The organism is Burkholderia sp. AU33423, from assembly GCF_002223135.1.
GTDB lineage: Bacteria > Pseudomonadota > Gammaproteobacteria > Burkholderiales > Burkholderiaceae > Burkholderia > Burkholderia lata_D.
Genome location: NZ_NKFH01000007.1, coordinates 1,621,732 through 1,641,684, shown reverse-complemented (window position 1 = coordinate 1,641,684; position 19,953 = coordinate 1,621,732). Strand labels below are relative to the sequence as shown.

16 protein-coding genes and 1 pseudogene are annotated in these 19,953 nt (G+C 67.0%); 3 read left to right on the top strand and 14 right to left on the bottom strand.

Annotated elements, in window-relative coordinates; all coding sequences use genetic code 11:
• Positions 1–433 precede the first annotated feature (433 nt).
• The 4 genes from CFB50_RS25930 to CFB50_RS38975 form a co-directional block, all read right to left on the bottom strand.
• Complete coding sequence (locus CFB50_RS25930; protein WP_089447654.1) at positions 434–1,186, bottom strand: hypothetical protein; 753 nt, start codon at positions 1,184–1,186, stop codon at positions 434–436.
• A 54-nt stretch (positions 1,187–1,240) separates the two neighbouring features.
• The gene (locus CFB50_RS25925) at positions 1,241–2,122 is read right to left on the bottom strand and encodes a YjfK family protein (protein ID WP_256979257.1); all 882 of its coding nucleotides are present in this window, start codon (positions 2,120–2,122) and stop codon (positions 1,241–1,243) included.
• On the bottom strand, positions 2,071–2,676 hold the full coding sequence (locus CFB50_RS38980; RefSeq protein ID WP_144020693.1) for a hypothetical protein: 606 nt from the start codon (positions 2,674–2,676) through the stop codon (positions 2,071–2,073). The genes CFB50_RS25925 and CFB50_RS38980 overlap by 52 nt, the downstream gene beginning before the upstream one ends.
• A gap of 511 nt (positions 2,677–3,187) precedes the next feature.
• Entirely contained in the window at positions 3,188–3,388 is a 201-nt protein-coding gene (locus CFB50_RS38975; RefSeq protein ID WP_144020692.1) for a hypothetical protein, read from the bottom strand.
• Positions 3,389–3,414: 26 nt separating this feature from the next.
• On the opposite strand from CFB50_RS38975, the pseudogene CFB50_RS25915 reads away from it, so the two are divergent.
• A pseudogene (locus CFB50_RS25915) lies at positions 3,415–3,726 on the top strand (type VI secretion system-associated FHA domain protein); the annotation flags it as partial.
• 54 nt (positions 3,727–3,780) lie between these two features.
• Here CFB50_RS25915 and CFB50_RS25910 read toward each other — a convergent pair.
• From CFB50_RS25910 to CFB50_RS25875, 8 genes are all read right to left on the bottom strand, one after another.
• A complete protein-coding gene (locus CFB50_RS25910; RefSeq protein ID WP_089447651.1) occupies positions 3,781–5,259 on the bottom strand; it encodes a sensor domain-containing diguanylate cyclase in 1,479 nt (492 codons plus the stop codon).
• A 374-nt stretch (positions 5,260–5,633) separates the two neighbouring features.
• Entirely contained in the window at positions 5,634–7,079 is a 1,446-nt protein-coding gene (locus CFB50_RS25905; RefSeq protein ID WP_089447650.1) for an NAD-dependent succinate-semialdehyde dehydrogenase, read from the bottom strand.
• A gap of 152 nt (positions 7,080–7,231) precedes the next feature.
• A complete protein-coding gene (locus CFB50_RS25900; RefSeq protein WP_089447649.1) occupies positions 7,232–8,530 on the bottom strand; it encodes a c-type cytochrome in 1,299 nt (432 codons plus the stop codon).
• Between the two features lie 15 nt (positions 8,531–8,545).
• Positions 8,546–10,768, bottom strand: coding sequence for a xanthine dehydrogenase family protein molybdopterin-binding subunit (locus CFB50_RS25895; protein WP_089447648.1), 2,223 nt, complete (start codon positions 10,766–10,768; stop codon positions 8,546–8,548).
• 1 nt (position 10,769) lies between these two features.
• Positions 10,770–11,225 (bottom strand): (2Fe-2S)-binding protein, encoded by a 456-nt coding sequence (locus CFB50_RS25890; protein ID WP_043183740.1) that lies wholly within the window; start codon positions 11,223–11,225, stop codon positions 10,770–10,772.
• Positions 11,226–11,361: 136 nt separating this feature from the next.
• Positions 11,362–11,661, bottom strand: a complete 300-nt coding sequence (locus CFB50_RS25885; RefSeq protein WP_089447647.1) for a putative quinol monooxygenase — start codon at positions 11,659–11,661, stop codon at positions 11,362–11,364.
• A gap of 99 nt (positions 11,662–11,760) precedes the next feature.
• Positions 11,761–12,819, bottom strand: coding sequence for an NADP-dependent oxidoreductase (locus CFB50_RS25880; RefSeq protein WP_089447646.1), 1,059 nt, complete (start codon positions 12,817–12,819; stop codon positions 11,761–11,763).
• Positions 12,820–13,053: 234 nt separating this feature from the next.
• The gene (locus CFB50_RS25875) at positions 13,054–13,674 is read right to left on the bottom strand and encodes a TetR/AcrR family transcriptional regulator (RefSeq protein ID WP_089447645.1); all 621 of its coding nucleotides are present in this window, start codon (positions 13,672–13,674) and stop codon (positions 13,054–13,056) included.
• 307 nt (positions 13,675–13,981) lie between these two features.
• Between CFB50_RS25875 and CFB50_RS25870 the strand changes: the two genes are divergently transcribed.
• Positions 13,982–15,553: a hypothetical protein gene (locus CFB50_RS25870; RefSeq protein ID WP_089447644.1), complete on the top strand. Its 1,572-nt coding sequence runs from the start codon at positions 13,982–13,984 to the stop codon at positions 15,551–15,553.
• Positions 15,554–15,668: 115 nt separating this feature from the next.
• Here the strand turns inward: CFB50_RS25870 and CFB50_RS25865 are convergent, their stop codons facing one another.
• Complete coding sequence (locus tag CFB50_RS25865; RefSeq protein ID WP_089447643.1) at positions 15,669–16,691, bottom strand: DNA-binding protein; 1,023 nt, start codon at positions 16,689–16,691, stop codon at positions 15,669–15,671.
• 523 nt (positions 16,692–17,214) lie between these two features.
• Between CFB50_RS25865 and CFB50_RS25860 the strand changes: the two genes are divergently transcribed.
• Entirely contained in the window at positions 17,215–18,399 is a 1,185-nt protein-coding gene (locus tag CFB50_RS25860) for a thiolase family protein (RefSeq protein ID WP_089448417.1), read from the top strand.
• Between the two features lie 213 nt (positions 18,400–18,612).
• Here the strand turns inward: CFB50_RS25860 and CFB50_RS25855 are convergent, their stop codons facing one another.
• Positions 18,613–19,803 (bottom strand): helix-turn-helix transcriptional regulator, encoded by a 1,191-nt coding sequence (locus CFB50_RS25855; RefSeq protein WP_069251570.1) that lies wholly within the window; start codon positions 19,801–19,803, stop codon positions 18,613–18,615.
• Positions 19,804–19,953: the final 150 nt, after the last annotated feature.

The following is a 19,953-nucleotide window of genomic DNA, read 5'->3' as shown; positions in this document are numbered from 1 at the left end:
TGACGGACGGTGCCCGGTCCGCAATTACCGCGTCCAGCCAGTTGTTGCTGGGCTTCGCCATACCGTTCCGGCGCGAGACCTTCAGGCCCGTGTTCCCGCAATCGGGCGACCAGCCGGCGAACCTGTCGCGTCGTCAATTCCAGCCGTTCCGCTGCAAGCCATGGCTTGAGCTTGCCGTCAGCCATGTCCCGAATGACCTTGAATCGGTCCAGCTCGCGCTGCATCGTCGGCTCCCTGGTCAACGAGCCGTCCAGCACGCCAGCAGTCAAGAACACGACATTTTTATTTAGCGGAAACGCGACATCTGAACTTGGGACCTACAATTTTTCCGGTGATAATTCACGTTATGTCAAATAACGAATAAGCCACATCGATCGGCTCGATTCGCCTCTGTCTGCCGCGCGCCGTCGTCCCCGGCACGCGGCCTACCCGATTACGACTGCGAGATCCGGCGCAAGCGATCAATCACCGATTCCGAGCCAGCGGCCGCTCCACCCGCAGCGATGCGACGCGCTTCTTCGACCGCAGCCTGTTGATCGAGCGGCTTTTGCCCGATAGAAGCCACCGTCTGCGCGGCGTCGGCCGTAACACGCGCCTGCGCGGCAGCTGCCTGCAACGCGCCGAGTCCGGTTGAAGCGGAGCCGGTGCTCGCGCGCAAGCGGTTAAGTTCGTCCTGCTGCTGTTGCATCAATTGAGCACGCTCGCGATCGGCCTGCGCCTGCGCGAGGTCCGCCATTGCGGCGCGCGCTTTCGCATCGAATTCGTTCAACTGGGTTTCGACGGTCCTCAGGATTTCCTGCAGCGTCTCGACGAGTTGCCGAGCGCTATCGGCTTCGGCCTCACGCTGCGGAAGATCCCGCTTGCGGCGCTCGAGATCGTCGGTGAACTGCGTCAGCGTTGCTTCGTTGATTTCCTGCTTTTCGAACTTGTCGATCAGCACGACCGACGCTTTCACGTCCCCGTCGATGCTTGCCTTCAGTTCTGCCGCCGCGGTTTGCGCCTTGTTGCTTTTCTGCTTGGCCTCGGCAAGCTTTACCGCCACTTCATGCAGTTTCGCCTGCAGGTTGTCGCGGTCGACTTGCGTAGCCGTTTCGGGATCGAATGCGGCGATCTGTTGCGCCAGACGGTCGCCGACGGTTCCCACGTGTTTCGCAAGCAGTGACGAAACGAGTTTCCAGCCAGACATGGTGTTCTCCTTGGTGAATCTTGTATTGCGGATGGATCGCGGCGGCTTCGCGCCTCAGAAAATCTTGACGCGCAGCGGATCGAGGGCAAGGCCGGCGAAATAGTCGACCCAGACGGCCGGCGCCGGGCGTCCGTCCATCGTCTCGACGTGCTCGAAATCGATCCACAGGCGCTCGATCGGACCGCTTTCCTGCGCCGGGCCGGCCGGCAAGCGCCGCACGTACTGCATGAACGAATGCGTCTTCTCGACGCCCTTCTCGCCGACGCTATCGTCCAGGCGACGTTCCCGAGCAGTCCACGGCCTGATGTAGTCGCCACCGGGCGCGTCACGCTCGAACCCGATCGCATCGTTGCCGCCGAGCAGCGCATCGACGCGCGCCGGATTCCTGGCGAGATGGGCGATCTGGTCAAGCTCGTCGCGATCCATGTCGTAACGGTCCTGCCCGAGCCCGTAGCCGTTGCCGAGGAATGCATCCTGCTCCTCGGCCGTCACCGGATATTCGCGGTACAGGAACTGGTAGTAGGCGACTTCCCGAATATCCTGGGGATCATCCCTGCCCGTCATGAGCTGCAGGAACGCGCCCTGCCCGTTCCTGTCAGGGCCCGTGTTCGTGTACATCCGGAAAATCGACAGATCCGCGTCGGCGTCGATATGCAGGCGGCTGACCGCAACGATCGGCATCTGTGCGTCCGGCGGCACGACGAGGAGCGCGCCCTCCAGTAGAGCGAAGTCGGCCAGCACAAGCTTGATCATGCCGCCGATGCATGCGCCGAGCGGCAGTCCGGTGTCGACCCGGTCCGGTTGAACGGTGCGCGCTCGCGCAAGATCGTCGAGGCGCTTTTCACTGATGCGGCGAACGAGTTCAAGGATTCCCATGGTCGTTCTCAGAGGCGATAGTTGGTGTGGGATGCATAGCGCGCCTTTCTGAGCAGCCACGCGCGGCGCGCACGCTGGAACAGCCCAATGACGAGACAAATGGAGAGAAAGAGCATTCCGCCCAACAGGAACGCATTCATGATCGGATGCTTGCTTTCCCCCGTCGGCTGTTTTTCCGTCGTTGCCGGCGACTGAGCGAGTGTCTCCGCCTGGGCGTCAGATGCGGCGTCCGGCACGGCATCGTCGTCGGGTGCAGCTCGATATCTTGGTGCCGAGGTCGAGTCGACCGAACGCGTCACCGGTTGCTGGACCACGACGGTTTCGCGCGGCGAACTGCTGCGTCCGAGCAAGTAGCCCAGCAGGAACCTGTCATTGCTACTGGATTGCTGTCCAGCCACCGGTGGCGCTGCGCCATGCGCGGGGGCACTGTACGACGGCGAGGTGGATGCGTCGCTGTACGACGGGGTATCGCTGGACGCACTGTGGTGGGGCGAGCTGCCGCCACTGGCGTTATCGCTGCCATGCGACGACTGGTTCGAATTCAGCGTCGCAGCCGCGTCGCGGCTCGACTGAGCCGCATACAGTGCGCCGCCGAGCGCAGTCGCGGCGATCACTTTCCTGGAGCCGGAGCTGCTGAACCCCGATTTCGGGGGCGGGCTGGATGGACTCGCCGACGAAGGCGTCGATGAGCCGTAGGAAGTGCTTTTCGAGCTTGACGATCCGTACGAGCGCCCGTAACCGGAACCGGATGGGCTCGTTGACGAGCGAGCCGATGAGTCGTAAGACGAGCCTTTCGAATTCGACGAACTGTATGAGCGGCCGAAACCCGAGCTGGATGGATTCGTCGACGAACGAGCCGATGAGTCGTAGGAGGAGTTTTTCGAGCTCGACGAACCGGAGAAGCGGCCAAAACCCGAACTGGATGACGAACTGCTGGAACTCGAGCTGGATGAGTAGCGACTCGAGCGTGAGCCGGACGACGAGCCGCTGGAACTCGAACTGGACGACGAGCGGCTCGAACTGAAGCCGGAACTCTTTGCAAAGGCGACCGGCGCCGCGGAACCGGTGGCTAGCGCGAAGGCGACCAAGGTCGCAGTGACCTTGTGGCGTATGGTCCTCATGTTGTTAACGTCCTTGTTGTTCAAATAATGTCTGCCCGGGCCGGCCGGTCTCTCGGTTACCGTTCCAGTCCAGCTTCGTGCGCTGATTCTCGCGCCGTCTCTGCGTGGATCGCGCGCTGCTGTCGTGCAGTGCGCGATCCGAATAACCAGCCCCTTTCGACGCGCGCATGATCGTAGCAAGTTTAAAGAAGGCTTGCTTGATCATTTCAGTTTCATTTTCCGAAAAACGAACTCGCGGTGAGCGACGCGTTCCAGGACCTGCATGCGCACCAGATCGGCATGGTCGCCGGCATGCGCGCCGCGTTGATGGACCTGCTGACGCGCTTTTCGCCGCAACGCCTGCGCGAGCGCGACGACGCGATGCGCTGGTACGAGAAGCGCGTGCCCGTGCTGTACAAGGCGAGGATGTGGGATCGCTACGCGGCGACCCATCGCGACACGGTGTTCGCGATCGAGGACGATTTCGCGTCGGTGTTCGGCAAGGCGTTTCTGGCGGCGTACGACGCGGAAGTGGAAAGCTATCGCGGCAGCGGCTGGCGATGAGCGTCGAACGGCACGCCCGGCGCCGGTAGCGGGCGGTGCGTGCCGGCGGTGGTGTCAGGTGCCCGTGTCATGCGAGGCGACCTTGTTTCGCCCGGTTTCCTTCGCGTGGTACAACGCCTCGTCGGCCGCCTTGATCACCGACTCGACCTCCCCTTCCTGCCCGGGGGCCCAGCTTGCCACGCCGATGCTCGCGGTGACGCGCCCGAATTCGCTTTCCGCGTGTTCGATCGCGAGCCCGTCGATCGCCGCGCGAATCCGTTCGGCGATCTCGGTCGCGCCCGTGGCCGGCGTATCGGGCAGGATCACGACGAATTCCTCGCCGCCATAGCGTGCGGCGGTGTCCGCGGGACGCCGGATGTTGTCGCCGATGCATCGCGCAACCGCCGCCAGCGCGTCGTCGCCGGCCTGGTGACCATACGTGTCGTTGAAGGCCTTGAAGCGGTCGACGTCGACGAACAGCAGCGAAAACACCGAGCGGGCACGGCGTGCGCGGCGCCATTCGAGTTCCAGCACTTCCCCGAACGAGCGGCGATTGTTGAGCCCGGTGAGGCCGTCGGTGCGCGCGAGCATCACCAGCTCGGATTCGGCCCGCATCCTGCGCCGCAGCTGGGTGCCCAGCAAAAAGGACAGCACGATGAACGCCGCGCCGAAGGTCGCCACCAGCGCGCCGATCGTGATCGCGCGCCGCCGCCATGCCGCGTAGATGTCCTGCTCCGCCTCGGCGACCATGATGATCAGCGGCAGGTGCGGCAGCGTCTTGAAGTAGTACAGGCGGCGCACGTTGTCGATCGTCGAGGTCTCGATGAACGAACCTTCGGGCGCCGTCATGAAGTGGCGAAACGTCGCCGCCTTGCTGATGTCGCGGCCGATGGTGTGCACGTCGTACGGCTGGCGCATGAACATGATGCCGTTCCGGCCGACCAGCGAGATCGCGCCGTGCGAGCCGAGCGCGAGGCCGGCACACAGCGTATGGAAATACTCGAGATTGACCGCGATCAGCGCAATGCCGGCAAACGAGCCGTCCGGATTCGACACGCGGCGCGTCAGTGCCACGCTGAGCGAGCCGCCGCGCAGGCGGGACGCAAACGGATCGCTGATGTAAAGCCCGGCGTTCGGATTGTCCCGGTGAACCGTAAAGTATTTGCGGTCGCCGAAATTGCCTTGTCGCGGCACGTCGTTCGCCGAATCGAGGATGATGTTGCCGGCCGCATCCAGCACGAGCATCGAGCCGAGAAATTGCGCGGTCATCGCATGATCGAACAGGACGGCGCGCCGCAGGGCCGGCGTGGCCGCCATGACGTCCTGTCGCTGGAGGCCCTGGATCACCGCCTCCAGCGACAGGCCGTACAACTCGATATTGCGCTCGATGTCGCGCTCGGCGACGAGCGCCAGATTTCGCGACGTCTCGCGTGCGCGGTCGAGCGCGTCGTGACGGCTCTGAAACAACTGCAACACGCAGAGGCCCATCAGCGCGCACGCTATCAAGGTCCCCGCCAGCACAACGTAGTACGGCGCTGCCGACCGCGGATGCATCCGTGTCCTCTCAGGTTGGGCCGATGCTGACGCACCGGTTGTTATGGTTTCTTCTGAAGAAGCTATACCAAAAAGTATGACGTTCGGGTACGAGGTGCAGTCCGGACTTGCCAGCTTGCCGGTCATGTGAGCTGAACAGTATCGGGCGGAAGGGGCCGGCGTCCATTCACCGGGGGGATGCGGCGCGCGTCGTTGCCGGTGACGGAATTGAAACAATCCGCCCGCGGTGAAACGCATATTGAAATGCCGAGGGGGTTGCCGTTCGAATGCACGGCTGGAGCGAGACGCTGGCAAGCGACCGGGCGCGCTGCCCGGCCCACGCCGATCGCGTGCACGGCGCTGTCGGCGCCGCGCACGCGATCGATCGACGACCGTCAGACGGCCATCACCGTCACCGACTTCGTGACGAGGTACGGCTCGAGCGCTTCGGGGCCGCCTTCCGACCCGTAGCCCGAGTCCTTCACGCCGCCGAACGGCATTTCCGGCCAGGGCGTCGCCGGCTGGTTGATCCACAGCATCCCGACTTCGAGGCGCTGCGTGAGCAGGTGCACGTTCGCGAACGAACGCGTGAACGCGTAGCCGGCAAGACCGAACGGCAGGCGGTTCGCTTCCGCGATCGCGTCCTCGAGCTTGTCGAAACCGCGAATCGCGGCGACCGGGCCGAACGGCTCGTTGTTGAACACGTCCGCTTCGAGCGGCACGTTCGCGATCACGGTCGGCGCGAAGAAGTTGCCTTCCGAGCCGATCCGCTCGCCGCCGGTTTCGATGCTCGCGCCGACCTTGCGCGCGTTGTCGATGACCGCCGCCATCGCGGTCAGCCGGCGCGGGTTTGCGAGCGCGCCGAGCGTCGTGCCTTCCTCGAGGCCGTTGCCGACCTTCAGCCCTTCGGCATGCTTGACCAGCGCGCGCGTGAATTCGTCGCGGATGCTGTTGTGCACGAGGAAGCGCGTCGGCGAGATGCAGACCTGCCCCGCGTTGCGGAACTTCGCGCCGCCGGCCGCCTTCACCGCGAGCGCGACGTCGGCGTCCTCGGCCACGATCACCGGCGCGTGCCCGCCCAGCTCCATCGTCGCGCGCTTCATGTGCAGGCCCGCCATCGCGGCGAGCTGCTTGCCGACCGGCGTCGAACCCGTGAACGTGACCTTGCGGATCACCGGGTGCGGGATCAGGTACGACGAGATTTCGGCCGGATCGCCGTACACGAGGCCGATCATGCCGGCCGGCACGCCCGCGTCGACGAAGGCGCGCAGCAGTGCGGCCGGCGACGCGGGGGTTTCTTCCGGCGCTTTCACGAGGAACGAGCAGCCGGTGGCCAGTGCGGCGCTCAGCTTGCGCACGACCTGGTTGACCGGGAAATTCCACGGCGTGAAGGCGGCGACCGGGCCGACCGGCTCCTTCACGACCGTCTGCTGCGCGCCGAGGTTGCGCGGCGGCACGATCCGGCCGTACACGCGGCGGCCTTCGTCCGCGAACCATTCGATGATGTCCGCCGCCGACAGCACTTCGACGCGCGCTTCGGTGAGCGGCTTGCCCTGCTCTTGCGTCATCAGCTGCGCGATCGCGTCGGCGCGTTCACGCACCAGCGCGGCCGCCTTGCGCATCGTCGCCGCGCGCTCGTGCGCGGGCACCTTGCGCCAGGCCTCGAAGCCGCGCTGCGCGGCGGCGAGCGCACGGTCGAGATCGGCGATGCCCGCGTGGGCCACCTTGCCGATCGGCTTGCCGGTCGCCGGGTTCACGACGTCGATCGTCTTGCCGCTCGCGGCGTCGACCCACTCGCCGTCGATCAGCAGTTGCGTATCCGTATAAGTCACGTTAGCCATCCAGACACCCCTACATTGCGTCGATAAACGCGCGCTGCCGCGAACGGCCGCGCGCCGGTTGACAGAAAAAGCCACGCCGCCGGGGCAGGCACGCACCCGGCGGCAGTGACGGCGGGCACGCCGGCCCGCCCTCGTTCCGCATGGGGCCGCGCTCAGCGCGCGGCCGCCGTCGCCTTGCGGAGTTTCGCGACGTCCGCCGCCTGCACGGCCGGCGCACCGTTGTTCCAGCCGGCGCGCATGAACGTCAGCACGTCGGCGATCTGCCGGTCGTTCAACTGGTTCGAGAATGCCGGCATCGGATACGCGGACGGCACGCCATCGATCACGAGCGTCTCGCTGCCGTTCAGCGTCACGTTGATCAGCGACGCGGCATCGGCTTCGAGCACGTTCGGATTGCCGGCGAGCGGCGCGAGCAGCGGCGCGTAACCGCGCCCGTCCGCGCCGTGGCAATGCAGGCAGTAAGCGTTATACACCTTCGCGCCCGGATCGGCCGCCGGCCGGCCCAGCACGACCTGTGTCGGCTTCGGATCATAGCTGTACGGCGGCGCGCCCGTGCCGCCCGCCGCCGGCAGCGATTTCAAGTAACGCGAAATCGCCGTCAGATCGTCGTCGGAGAGCGCCTGCGTGCTGTGGTTGATCACGCTGACCATCGAGCCGAACGCGGTCGCATGGCGGTTCGCGCCGGTCTTCAGGAACTGCGCGACCTCGGCCTCGTTCCAGCGGCCGAGCCCCGTGTTGGGCTCGCCGGTCAGGTTCGACGCGAACCAGTTGTCGATCGGCGCGCCCGACAGGAACGCCGCGCCGCCTTCGTCGAGCGCCTTCTCCTGGAAGCCGACGCCGCGCGGCGTGTGGCACGACCCGCAGTGCCCGAGCCCCTGCACGAGATACGCGCCGCGGTTCCACATCGCGTCCTTGGCCGGCTTGTCGGCGTAAGGCGTCGTGTCGAGGAACACCTTGTTCCACAACGCGAGCGGCCAGCGCATGTTGAGCGGCCACGGGATGTCGGACGGCCGGTTCGCCTGCTTCACCGGTTCGACGCCGTGCATGAAATACGCATACAGCGCCTTCACGTCGTCGTCCTTCAGCTTCGCGTACGACGGGTACGGCATCGCCGGATACAGGTTGTGACCGTCCTTCGCGACGCCCTTGCGCAACGCGCCGGCGAAGTCGGCTTCGGTATAGCCGCCGATGCCCGTCTCCGGATCGGGCGTGATGTTGGTCGTGTAGATCGCGCCCATCGGCGTGACCATCTTCAGGCCGCCGGCGAACGGCGTGCCGCGCGGCGCGGTGTGGCACGCGACGCAGTCGCCCGCTTTCGCGAGATACGCACCGCGCGCGACGAGGGCGCTGTCGGCCGGCGCCGCCGGCGCGGCATGCGCGGCCGTGCCGGCCAGCAGTGCGGACACGGCGAGCAACGACGTGCCGAGCATCTTCAGGGTAAGGTTTTTCATGGTCGTCGCCTCCCCTCAAGCCGTCTTCAGCTGGTCGCCGACCGGCAGCTTGCGCAGCCGCTTGCCGGTTGCCGCGAAGATCGCGTTCGACACCGCCGCGGCTGTCGCGGCCGTACCCGGCTCGCCGATCCCGCCCGGCGCCTCGCCGCTCTTCACCAGATGGACCTCGATCGGCGGCGTCTCATTGATCCGCAGCATCCGGTAGTCGGTGAAGTTGCTCTGCACGACGCGGCCGTCCTCGATCGTGATCTCGCCGTACAGCGCGCCGGTGATCCCGAAAATGATGCCGCCCTGCACCTGCGCCTCGATCGTGTTCGGGTTGACAACCATGCCGCAATCGACCGCGCACACGACACGCTTCACCTGTACCTCGCCGTTATCCACCGCGACATCGACGACGATCGAGAAGAAGCTGCCGAACGCGTGCATCACCGAGACGCCGCGCCCCTGCCCCGTCGGCAGCGCCGGGCCGCCCCAGCCGGCCGCCTTCGTCGCGACGTCGAGCACGTTGAGCGCGCGCGGCGTCTTGCCGAGCAGCGCGCGGCGGTATTGCACCGGGTCGGTCTTGGTCTGCGCGGCCAGTTCGTCGATGAAGCTCTCGACCACGAACGTGCCGCGCGTCGGGCCGACGCCGCGCCAGAACGCGGTCGGCACGTGGCGCGGCTCCTGGCGCACGTAGTCGACCAGCTGGTTCGGCAGGTCGTACGGCAGCTCGGCCGCGACTTCGATCGCGTCGGGATCGACGCCGTCCTTGACCGCGGGCGGCGCGAAGCGCGCGAGGATCGACGAGCCGACGATCCGGTGCTGCCACGCGACCGGCTTGCCGTTCGCGTCGAGGCCGGCCGAGATCCTGTCGTAGTAGCACGGCCGGTACATGTCGTGCTGCACGTCTTCCTCGCGCGTCCAGACCACCTTCACCGGCGCGTTGACCTGTTTGCCGACCTTCACGGCCTGGCCGATCATGTCCGTCTCGAGCCGCCGGCCGAAGCCGCCGCCGAGCAGGTGGTTGTGCACGACGATCCGGTCGGGCGCGAGGCCCGTGAGCTGCTGCACGGTGTCGCGCGCCCGCGTCGGCACCTGCGTGCCGACCCAGATCTCGCACCCGTCGCCGCGCACGTGCACCGTGCAGTTCACCGGTTCCATCGTCGCGTGGGCGAGCAACGGCTGTTCGTAGACGGCGTCGACGCGCGCCTTCGCGTTCGCGAATGCCTTGTCGACGTCGCCGTCCTTGCGTGCGACCGCGCCCTTGCCGTTCGCCGCCGCCTGCGCGAGATCCGCGAACAGATCCTTCGTCGAGACCTTCGCGCCCGCGCCCTCGTTCCACTTCACGACCAGTGCCGACGCGCCGCGCTTCGCGGCCCATGTGTGATCGCCGACCACCGCCACCGCGTTGTCGACGCGCACGACCTGGCGCACGCCGGGGATCTTCTTCGTGGCCGTGTCGTCGACGCTCGCGACCGTGCCGCCGAACACCGGGCTGTTCACGATCACCGCGTACAGCATGCCGGGCAGGCGCACGTCGAGCCCGAACTGCGCGGTGCCGTCGACCTTCTCCGGCGAATCGAGCCGCTTCGCGGGCGTGCCGATCAGCTTGAAATCCGCCGGCTTCTTCAGCGCGACGTCCTTCGGCACCGGCAGCTTCGCCGCCGCGTCGGCGAGCTGGCCGTACGACGCGCGCCGGCCGCTCGGCGGATGCTGCACTTCACCGTTCGCGGCGCGGCAGGCTGCCGGGTCGACGTTCCATTGCTTCGCGGCGGCCGTGACCAGCAGCGTTCGTGCGGTTGCACCTGCACGGCGCAGCGGTTCCCACGCGTAGCGAATCGACGTCGAGCCGCCGGTGAGCTGGCCGCCGAGCAGCGGATCGAGGAACAGCTTCTCGTTCGGCGGCGCATGGTCGAGCGTCACGCTCGACAGCGGCACTTCGAGTTCTTCCGCGATCAGCATTGGAATCGACGTATAGACGCCCTGCCCCATCTCGACCTTCGGCATCACCAGCGTGACCTTGCCGGCACGGTCGATCTGCACGAACGCGTTCGGTGCGAAGACGCCCGGTTGAGCCGGTTCGGCGGCGTCCCCACCGATCACCGAACGACGTGCATCGTCACCCGCGGCCGGCATGCTGAAGCCGAGCAGCAATCCGCCGCCGGCCGCCGCGCCCAGCGACATGCCGAGCTTGAGGAACGAACGGCGCGACACGCCCGCGCCGGCCCGACCGGCTTCGATCAGTCCTCGTGACATGTCAGGCCTCCTTGGCGGCTTGCTTCACGGCCGCGCGAATCCGGTTGTACGTGCCGCAGCGGCAGATGTTGCCGGCCATCGCCGCGTCGATGTCGGCGTCGCTCGGGTTCGGGTTCGACGCGATCAGCGCGGTGGCGGCCATTACCTGCCCCGACTGGCAATAGCCGCACTGGACGACGTCGAGCTCGCGCCATGCCTGCTGGACCTTGTGGCCGGCCGGCGTCGCGCCGACGGCTTCGATCGTCGTGATCTTGCGGCCCGCGACGGCCGCGACCGGCAGCACGCACGAGCGCGCGGCGACGCCGTCGAGATGCACGGTGCAAGCGCCGCACTGCGCGATCCCGCAGCCGAACTTCGTGCCGGTGAGGCCGACGACGTCGCGCAGCACCCAGAGCAAGGGCATGTCGTCGGGGGCGTCGACCGAGCGGGTTTCGCCGTTGATGTTGAGGGTGATCATTCAGCCTCCGGGGCCGGTGTATGGGGGGAAGCGACGCGAACGATGCGCCACGTGGTGTTGTCATCGCCGCCGCGCGCTGTGCGGCGGGTGCCGTGCGGTCCGGGTGGGAGCGGGCCGCGACGGGGATGCTGCCTGGTTATTCGGCGACGTCGATGCCCGACAGCACCTTGATGACCGGCGGCGCGGTGAACCAGTCGGCCGACTTCGTGCGGAATTCGCCGAAATACGGGCTCGCGAGGTGCGCGTCGAAGGCGGCCTGGTCGTCGTAGATCTCGTACAGGTGCAGGTTCGGCGAGCCGTCCTGCTCGCGGAACAGGTCGTAGCGCCGGTTGCCCGGCTCGTTGCGCGTCTTCTCGACCATGCTGCGTAGCTCGGCCTCGGCGGCCGCCGCGTGTTCGGGTTTCAGGAACAGGGAAGCAATCACGTGAAGCGCCATCTTGTCTTTCTCCTATCGTCGATAGCGGAATCGAGCATGCCACAAGCCGGCGTCGCGTGACGCCAGCGTGCAGCCGTTGTGTGTCGCCGTGCCGAGGCGTCAGGCCAGTTCGTCCGGGCCCACGCGCACGACGACCTTGCCGAAGTTCTTGCCGGCCAGCAGGCCGATCAGCGCTTCCGGCGCATCGGCGAGATCGGGGACGACGTCCTCGCGCGTCTTCACCTTGCCCTGCGCGACCCATTCGCTCATTTCCTTCATGAACGTCGCATAGCCGGTTGCATAGTGATCCAGGATGATGAAACCCTGCATCCGGATGCGCTTGCGCAGGATCGTGCCCACGAGCGCCGGCACGCGGTCGCGGCCGGTCGACACGGCCTTGTCGTCGTAGGCCGCGTCGTTGTAGTGCGCGATGATCCCGCACACGGGCACGCGCGCATGGTCGTTGAGCAGTGGCCACACCGCGTCGAACACGGCCCCGCCGACGTTCTCGAAATAGATGTCGATGCCGTTCGGGCACGCTTCCTTCAGCTTCGCGGCGAACGCCGGATCGCGGTGGTCGACGCACACGTCGAAACCGAGCGTATCGGTCACGTACGCGCACTTGTCGGCGCCGCCCGCGACGCCGACCACGCGGCAGCCCTTCAGCTTGGCGATCTGGCCGACCACCGCGCCGACCGCACCGCTCGCCGCCGCGACCACCACGGTTTCGCCGGCCTTCGGCTCGCCGATCTTCAGCAGTCCGGTATAGGCGGTGAAGCCCGGCATGCCGAGCACGCCGAGCGCGTACGACGGATGGGCGAAGTCGCGGCCGAGCGGAATCAGGTCGCGGCCGTCGGACAACGCATAGTCCTGCCAGCCGGCGCCTGCTACCACCAGGTCGCCTTCGCGGAACGCGGGCAGGTTCGACGAGACGACCTGGCTGACGGTGCCGCCGACCATCGGCTGGCCGAGGTCGGCCGGCGGCGCATAGGACGGTGCGTCGCTCATCCGGCCGCGCATGTACGGGTCGAGCGACAACCAGACCGTGCGCAGCAGCACCTGGCCGGCGCCGGGCGTCGGGACGTCACCGGATTCGGTGCGGAAGTTGTCCGGCGTCGGCGCGCCGACCGGGCGCGAATTCAGGATGATCTGGCGATTAGCGGTCTTGCTTTGCGGCATGTGAGCCTCCGTCAACAGGAATGGACGTGCTTCGTGGGCACGATCGGATCAGGGATGGACCAGCGGGAGACGCACGCGGGCGGCTGCATCGGCGCTCAGGCCGTCGCGGCTGCGTGCATGCGGTTGAATCAATCGGGACAGCGTAACGCGGTGTGACACGTTCGTCATGCGTAGTTGAGTAGACCAGTCGTCTAGTATCAGGGTAAAAACAAGGCGCGCCGATGCGCGCCCGGGTTACGACTGCGCGCCGCTCGGGTCGAGCGGCGGCAGGTTCAGCATGCGCCGCGTTTCGATCATCGCCCTTTCGAGCGGCTTGCGGTTGCGGTGAATCTTTTCCAGCAGCGTCGCGCCCAGCCACAGCTCGTACAGGATGGCGGCCGTATGCGACGGATCGGCGACCCCGCTCAGCGAACCGTCGGCCAGCCCGGCCTCGATGCCGCCCGCGAGCCGCTCGATGATCTGGCTCGTGCCGTTCCGCAGCACCGCGCGCATCGCTTCCGACAGGTCCGACACTTCCGCGCCGAGCTTCACCGCGAGGCACTTGCCTTCCGGATCGTCCGCGCATTGCGTGTGCAGCCAGTTGCGCCAGTACGTCATCAGGCGCTCGGCACCCGTGCCGGCCTGATGCTTGAACAGGTTGTCGAGGTGCGCGAGATAGCCATCGAAATACGATTCGAGCAGCGCTTCGCCGAATGCCTCTTTCGAGCCGAAGTAATGGTAGAACGAGCCCTTCGGGATGCCCGCCGCAGCGAGAATCTCGTTCAGGCCAACCGCCGAAAACCCCTTGTGGAGCATGATCGGCTTGGCGATATTCAGGATGTGCTGGCGGACTTCCGCGCCCGAAGATGCATTCATGATGGCGTATGTTAGCAACGATTAGACCGGTCGTCTAGTAACGTCGAGCCGGCATGTTGAGCGGCACTTTACCCGATCCCCGCCGGGCGCCCAAACGTCGTGCCGGCATGCCTCGCTCCTGCCCCGCCCTCCCGCACGCGTGGCGTCACACGCACGACTCGGTTTCGTCGCAGGCGTTTCATCGATCTCCCGCATAAATACGCGCGGCGCATGTGCCGGCAATCGGGCCGCTTCGACCGGCATTGCACACGTGTGCAATGCGCCGGATCGTCGTTGTCGCCTCCCGAAACCGTGACCAGGAACGTCCATGACCGCTTCGAAACCCGAACGCCCGTCCGCGCCGAACCGCCGGCGCTTCATCCAGCGCGGCGCCGCGCTGACCCTGTCGCCGCTCGTCGGCACGCTGGCTGCCTGCGGCGGCGACGGCAACCCGACGTCCGCGTCGTCGTTCGCTACCGCAGGCGCCGCGGACGCGTCCGCGCACAGCTACGGCATCGCCGACCGCTCGATCACGATCAACGTCGTCAATGCGATCCCGTCGACGACGCTCGCGTACGGCAATGCGGCGAGCCAAAGCGGCTCGCTGCCGCAGGCGTCGCAAGCGCAGGTCGCAACCGGGCAATCGACCGCCGTCAGTGCGTCGAACAGCTGGGGCGATTGCACGGGATCGTTCGGCCTTGCCGGCGGCGACGCATCGTTTGCCATTTCGTACACGCATCCGTTCGGGTCGCAACCGACCACCGTCAGCGTCACGCCGTCGGCCGGCTACGTGTCGGGCGCCGACGCCGCCACGTTTCCCGGTCACGACTCGGTCGCGAATCTCACGCTGTATCGCGGCGTCCCGACCGCGAACGGCGCGTGGGTCGTCCCACTCGCGCAGCTCGCGACGCCGCCGGCCAACAACTGCCAGGATTTCGCGAACAGCATGTTCGGCAGCAACGTGCGCACGGCCGCGGCCATCCAGTCCGCGTACCAAAGCACCGGCCCGCTCGGCTACGTGCCGCCCGCCGACTTCACCGGCGGACAGCTGGCGGGCTTCGTCGCGCAATGGGTGCAGCGCTGGCAGAGCGGCGCGGCCTATGGCGTGCTGCCCGCTGCCGACGCGCAACTCATCGACGCGCTGAAGCAGTACGTGTCCGGCGCGTCGAACGCCGGCCCGCTGACGATGTGGGTGCCGCAGATCGCGTGGCAGGCCGGCTCCGATCCGGCGGTGTTCGCGCTGACGGGCTATCGCGCGTTTCCGTTCGTCGATGCACAGGGCAACTGGAACACGAGCACGCTGTCCGCGTTCCTGACGCTGCTGGCGGCCGGCTCGCATATCGTCGCGATCAGCGCGACGAGCGACCTCCCGGCGGGCGTCACGATGCAGGCGTTCGACAGCTTCATGGGCGCGAGCGGGCTGACGACGTCGACGGATATCGGCAACTCGCACTACGCGTCGGTGTTGAACACGACGGGCCGCTATTACCTGAGCGTCGGCAGCGATTTCGCGCCGGCGAACTGCGGGCTGATCCTGTCGTTCCTGTACGGGCGCACGGTGAACAACCTGCTCGCGGGCGCCGGTACATACAACACGTTCATCCAGCTCGAAGGCTGGCAGGCAGGCGGTTCGCGGCACAACGCCGACTATGCGACGTACCAGCAGACGCTGTGGAACATCTCGACGTACGGTGCGTCCGCGTACAGCGAGAAGCGCGCGACGTCGATCTTCCTCGCGCCGGCCGGGTGGACGCCGCAGGTCTATCAGACGACGCGGATGATGCCGTACGTCGGCGCCTATGCGCAGTCGAACGGCTCGCCGCAGGGTTGGCTCAACACGTCGCTCGTCACGATTCCGGCGGATGCGCCGGCGTTGCCGTCGCGGTATGTGTCGAGTTGATCGGTACCGGCGGATGGGCGGGCGATCGGGGGGTAAGAGGCTCGGTCGCTTGCCTGCCCGCTTCTGGCTTCTGGCGTGCGTCGCCTTCGGCTGACGCACGCTTGCGGTTTCTCCTTCAGCGCGGCGGCGCTTCGTCCGCGCGCTTTCGCGTGCGTGCCCTCCGCTCGTCCCGTTGTGCCGCTGGCGCTGCCTTGGCGCCACGCAGCGCCGACCGGCGCGAGAGTGCCGTCATTTCGCGCCGCAGCGCATCGAGTTCCTTGGCCCGTGCCGCATCGGCTGCCTGCGCGCCGTCGAGCTGCCCTTGAAGCACGCCGCATCGATGCAGCGCGTCGCCGAGCTGCGCCTGCAGCGCGGCCACCTCCTTCCGCTGCTGCGCATCGCGCTGCTCCGTGCGCAATGCTGCCGCCTCGAGTTCCTTCTGCATCCGCGCGGCCGCGAGCCGCTCGCGATCGATCTCCTGCAGTGCCCGCTTCTCCGACGCGCGCAAGCGCTCCTCGGCCCGGCCGGCATCGTCGCGCAGCCGGTCGAGCTGGGTGGTGAAATCCGCCCGTGCCTGCGCAAGTGCGCGGTCGCCTTCGGCGTTGTCGGCCGTGAGGCGTTCGATATCCGCTTGCAGCGCTTGCCGCGATGCGTCGTCCGCCGCCCTCGCCTGTTCCAGTTCCTGAATGCGCACCTGCGCGGCCAGCAGCGCGGCCGTGCGCTGCTCCAGCGCGGTTTCCGTGCGGGCCAGTTCGGCCTGCAGTGCCGCGACTTCCGCCTTCGCCGCCGCCCGCTCGGCCTCGACTTCCGCGCGCAATGCGTCGAGCGCGCCGGCCGCGTCGGCGCTCGACCGATTCCATAGCGCCGCCACCAGTTCACCGGCGGCTGCCTGCAGATCGGCCGGCAGATCGGGATGCTCGATGCGCACGCGACTCTTTTCCCGCAACTCGGCCCAGAACTCGCCGAGGACGGCCGTCGGCGTGCTCATGCTGCCCTTGCGGACGAGCTGGTACAGGCGGTTCGCGGTGGGCGTGATGCCGAAACGGAAGAACAGCAGCGCGCAGGCTTCGCGATACAGCTCGCGGGTTTTCGGGAAGTCGGCCTTGAGGCGCTCGATTTCGGCGGTCAGGCGGGATTCGTCGGCAGCGAGATCGGACATGGCGGGGTTGGGTGGGTGATTTCGTCAATAATATAACGTAAACCGTTAGATATCCAATTCAACGCGCTTCATAATTTGACATTATTTGTATAATGTCGAGATGATCGGACGCCACGTCGGGTACGAGCTTGCCGAGCACAACACGTCATCCCGATTCCCTCCCAGCCCGCCCCGCACACCCAAACGCCTCTGCAATCGGCGCAAAAAACCGTCAACACTGCGCGATTGAAAGACGCCCGCCGGCCGCGACGTGCGCATCGTCATACGCGCCCCTCTCGCCGGTGGCGTGCCCTGCCCCCTCAATCTCATACGCAATGCCCCCGTTGACAGTATGCATATGCATAGATACCGTTCCGTCAAAGAGCGCCGCGTAATCCGGTCATCGGAGGCGGCCGCCTTGCACCGCGCCGGCGGGTCCCGCCGGCGTCACGGTGCAATCGAACCGGCGACGCGAATGGCGCGGCGCGCACCCGTTCGCAACCGACTCGTCCGCGCAGCTTGCAACGCGATCCAGGAACGCAACATGAGTACACGCGAAGTCGTCATCTGCCACCCCGTCCGGACACCGATCGGTACGTTCAACGGGTCCCTGAAGGACACCCCGGCCACCGAGCTCGGGGCGATCGCCATCCGCGAAACCTTGCGGCGCGGCGGCCTCGACGGCGCGGCGATCGACACGGTCGTGCTGGGCAACGTGATCCAGGCCGGCAACAAGATGAATCCGGCCCGGCAGGCCGCCATCGGCGCGGGCCTGCCGGTCAAGGTGCCGGCGCTCACGGTCAACCGTGTCTGCGGCTCCGGCGCGCAGGCGGTCGTCAACGCCGCGCAGGAGATCCTGCTGGGCTACGCGAATGCGGCGATCGCCGGCGGCATGGAAAGCATGGAGCGTGCGCCGTACCTGCTCGACGGCGCACGCTCGGGTTACCGGATGGGCGACGCGCCGATCCGCGACAGCATGCTGCGCGACGGCCTCGTCGATGCGTTTTCCGACCAGCATTCGGGTTGGCATACCGAGGATCTCGCGAGCCAGCTCGACATCTCACGCGATCGCCAGGATCGCTGGGCGCTCCGCTCGCAGCAGCGCTTTTCCACCGCGCTGGCGGACGGCAAGTTCGACGCCGAACTCGTGCCGGTCGACGTCCTGCAGCGCAAGACGCGCGTCGCGTTTGCGCGCGACGAGACGCCGCGCCCCGACACGACGCTCGAAGCGCTCGCGAAGCTGAAGCCGGCGTTCCGCCCGGACGGCACGATTACCGCGGGTAATGCGCCGGGCCTGAACAGCGGCGCGGCGGCGATGCTGGTCGCGGATCGCGCATTCGCCGACGCGCACGGGATTGCGCCGAGTGCGCGGCTGGTTGCATTCGGCGTCGCTGCCGTCGAACCCGGCATGTTCGGGCTCGGCCCCGTGCCGGCCGTCCGGATCGCGCTTGAGCGGGCGGGCTGGACGCTGGCCGACGTCGAGCGTTTCGAGATCAACGAAGCGTTTGCGGTCGTGCCGATCGCGGTGGCGGCGCAGCTCGGCATCGCCGAGGAGATCGTCAACGTCGAAGGCGGCGCGATTGCGCACGGTCATGCGATCGGGGCGACGGGCGCGGTGCTGACGACCCGCCTGATCCATTCGATGCGGCGCGACGGCATCAAGCGCGGCGTCGTCACGCTGTGCATCGGCGGCGGCCAGGGCATCGCGCTGGCGATCGAGGCGCTTTGAGTCGAAGCTGACGCGGGCGCATCGACGATTCGGAGGAAAGGAAAACGCCGCGGGCGATGCGGCCCGCGGTGGGGGCTGCCCGAGTCACGGTGCAGCCAGCCACCTTCTCGGCGGCACGTCGCCACGTCGGCGGGCGGCCCGCAGGTTTTCGACCGCATCGCGCACGGATTCGGCGATTCCGCCCATGTCACCGATCTGGGCCCTGGCTGTCGCTTACCCGAGCGGCACGACGCTCCCGAGCAGAATCCGCACGAGCGTCGCCTGGCGCGTGACGCCCGTCTTCGAGAAAATCGCGCGCAGATGGGTGCGCGCCGTGTTCTTGCTGATCCCCGATTCCTCCGCAGCCTCTTCGAGCGTCAGCCCGTTCGTCAGCAGCAGCGCGAGCGACGTCTCGGCGGGCGTCAGGTCGAACAGCTTGCGGATGATTTCCTGCGCGCCCTGCGGCTTGCGGTCGGGATCGCGCAGGAACAGCGTGACGGCCGGCCGCCGCTTGTTGTCCTCCGACCAGTCGGACAGCAGCACCGTGCGTACCAGCAGCCCGAGGCGCGGCTTGTCGAAGCTGCGCGTGATCGGCATCGCCTCGACAGTCGCCGCGGCCGTGCCGTGGTGCCCCATCACCGCATGGCGGATCAGCCGTTTCAGCGTGCGGTTCTCCTGCGCATCGGTTGCCTCGATCGTGCCGCGCGCAATCGTCAGACCGTTGTTCTGCTTGAGGATCTCGTCGGCCACGCTGTTCAGGTCGATGATCGTGCCGTTCTCGTCGAGCGTAATCGTGCCGATCTGCATCCGGTTGATCGCATTCGCATAGATCGAGCGTTCGACCTCGGCCGTGTCGAGCCGCGAATGCAGTTCCACCGCGCGTTTCAGGTGCGGCAGCAGCAGCGCGCAGATCGCCTTGTCGCGCGCGGAGAACTGTTTCGACGCATGGTTGCGGCACACGCGGAAGCGGCACTCGACGCCCGACGCCGTGCGCAGGTCGGCGCCGAGGATATAGCGCACGTCCTGCGGCTTCAGGAACTGCTTGTACAGCTCGCTCGACAGCCAGCCCGTGTCGCCGAACACGTCGTCGACCGTGACCACGCGATCGGCCGGCAGGCCGACGAACGGGTCGAGCGAATAGTAGTAGTTGTTGTACGACGCCTCGCCGTCGCCCGGCACCACCGGGCCGAATTCCGACGCGTGCACGGACAGCGGCGCGCGGCGGTCGCTCGCGGCCGCGCGCAGGATCAGCGTCACGTAGTTCGCCTGCAGCCAGCGGCGGACCAGTTCGAGCGCGCCGGCCCACGGTGGCGTCTCCAGCGGCCCCTGGTAGATGCGCGCCATCAGTTCGCTGAAATCCGCGACGCCGATGTCGGCCTCGTCACTGGTTGCCTGGCTCTCTTGCGGAGCCCATCTCGTCTCCATCAGCACGCTCCATCCTCCATACGACATGTTTCCGGCGCGACCCACCCGCGCCGCCATGATTAAGACGCGTCTAAATTCCGGCGTCATCGGGAGATTCACTGAATGGTGAGAATTGGCCATCCGGGCGAACGAACCATCGTCCGATCGGAT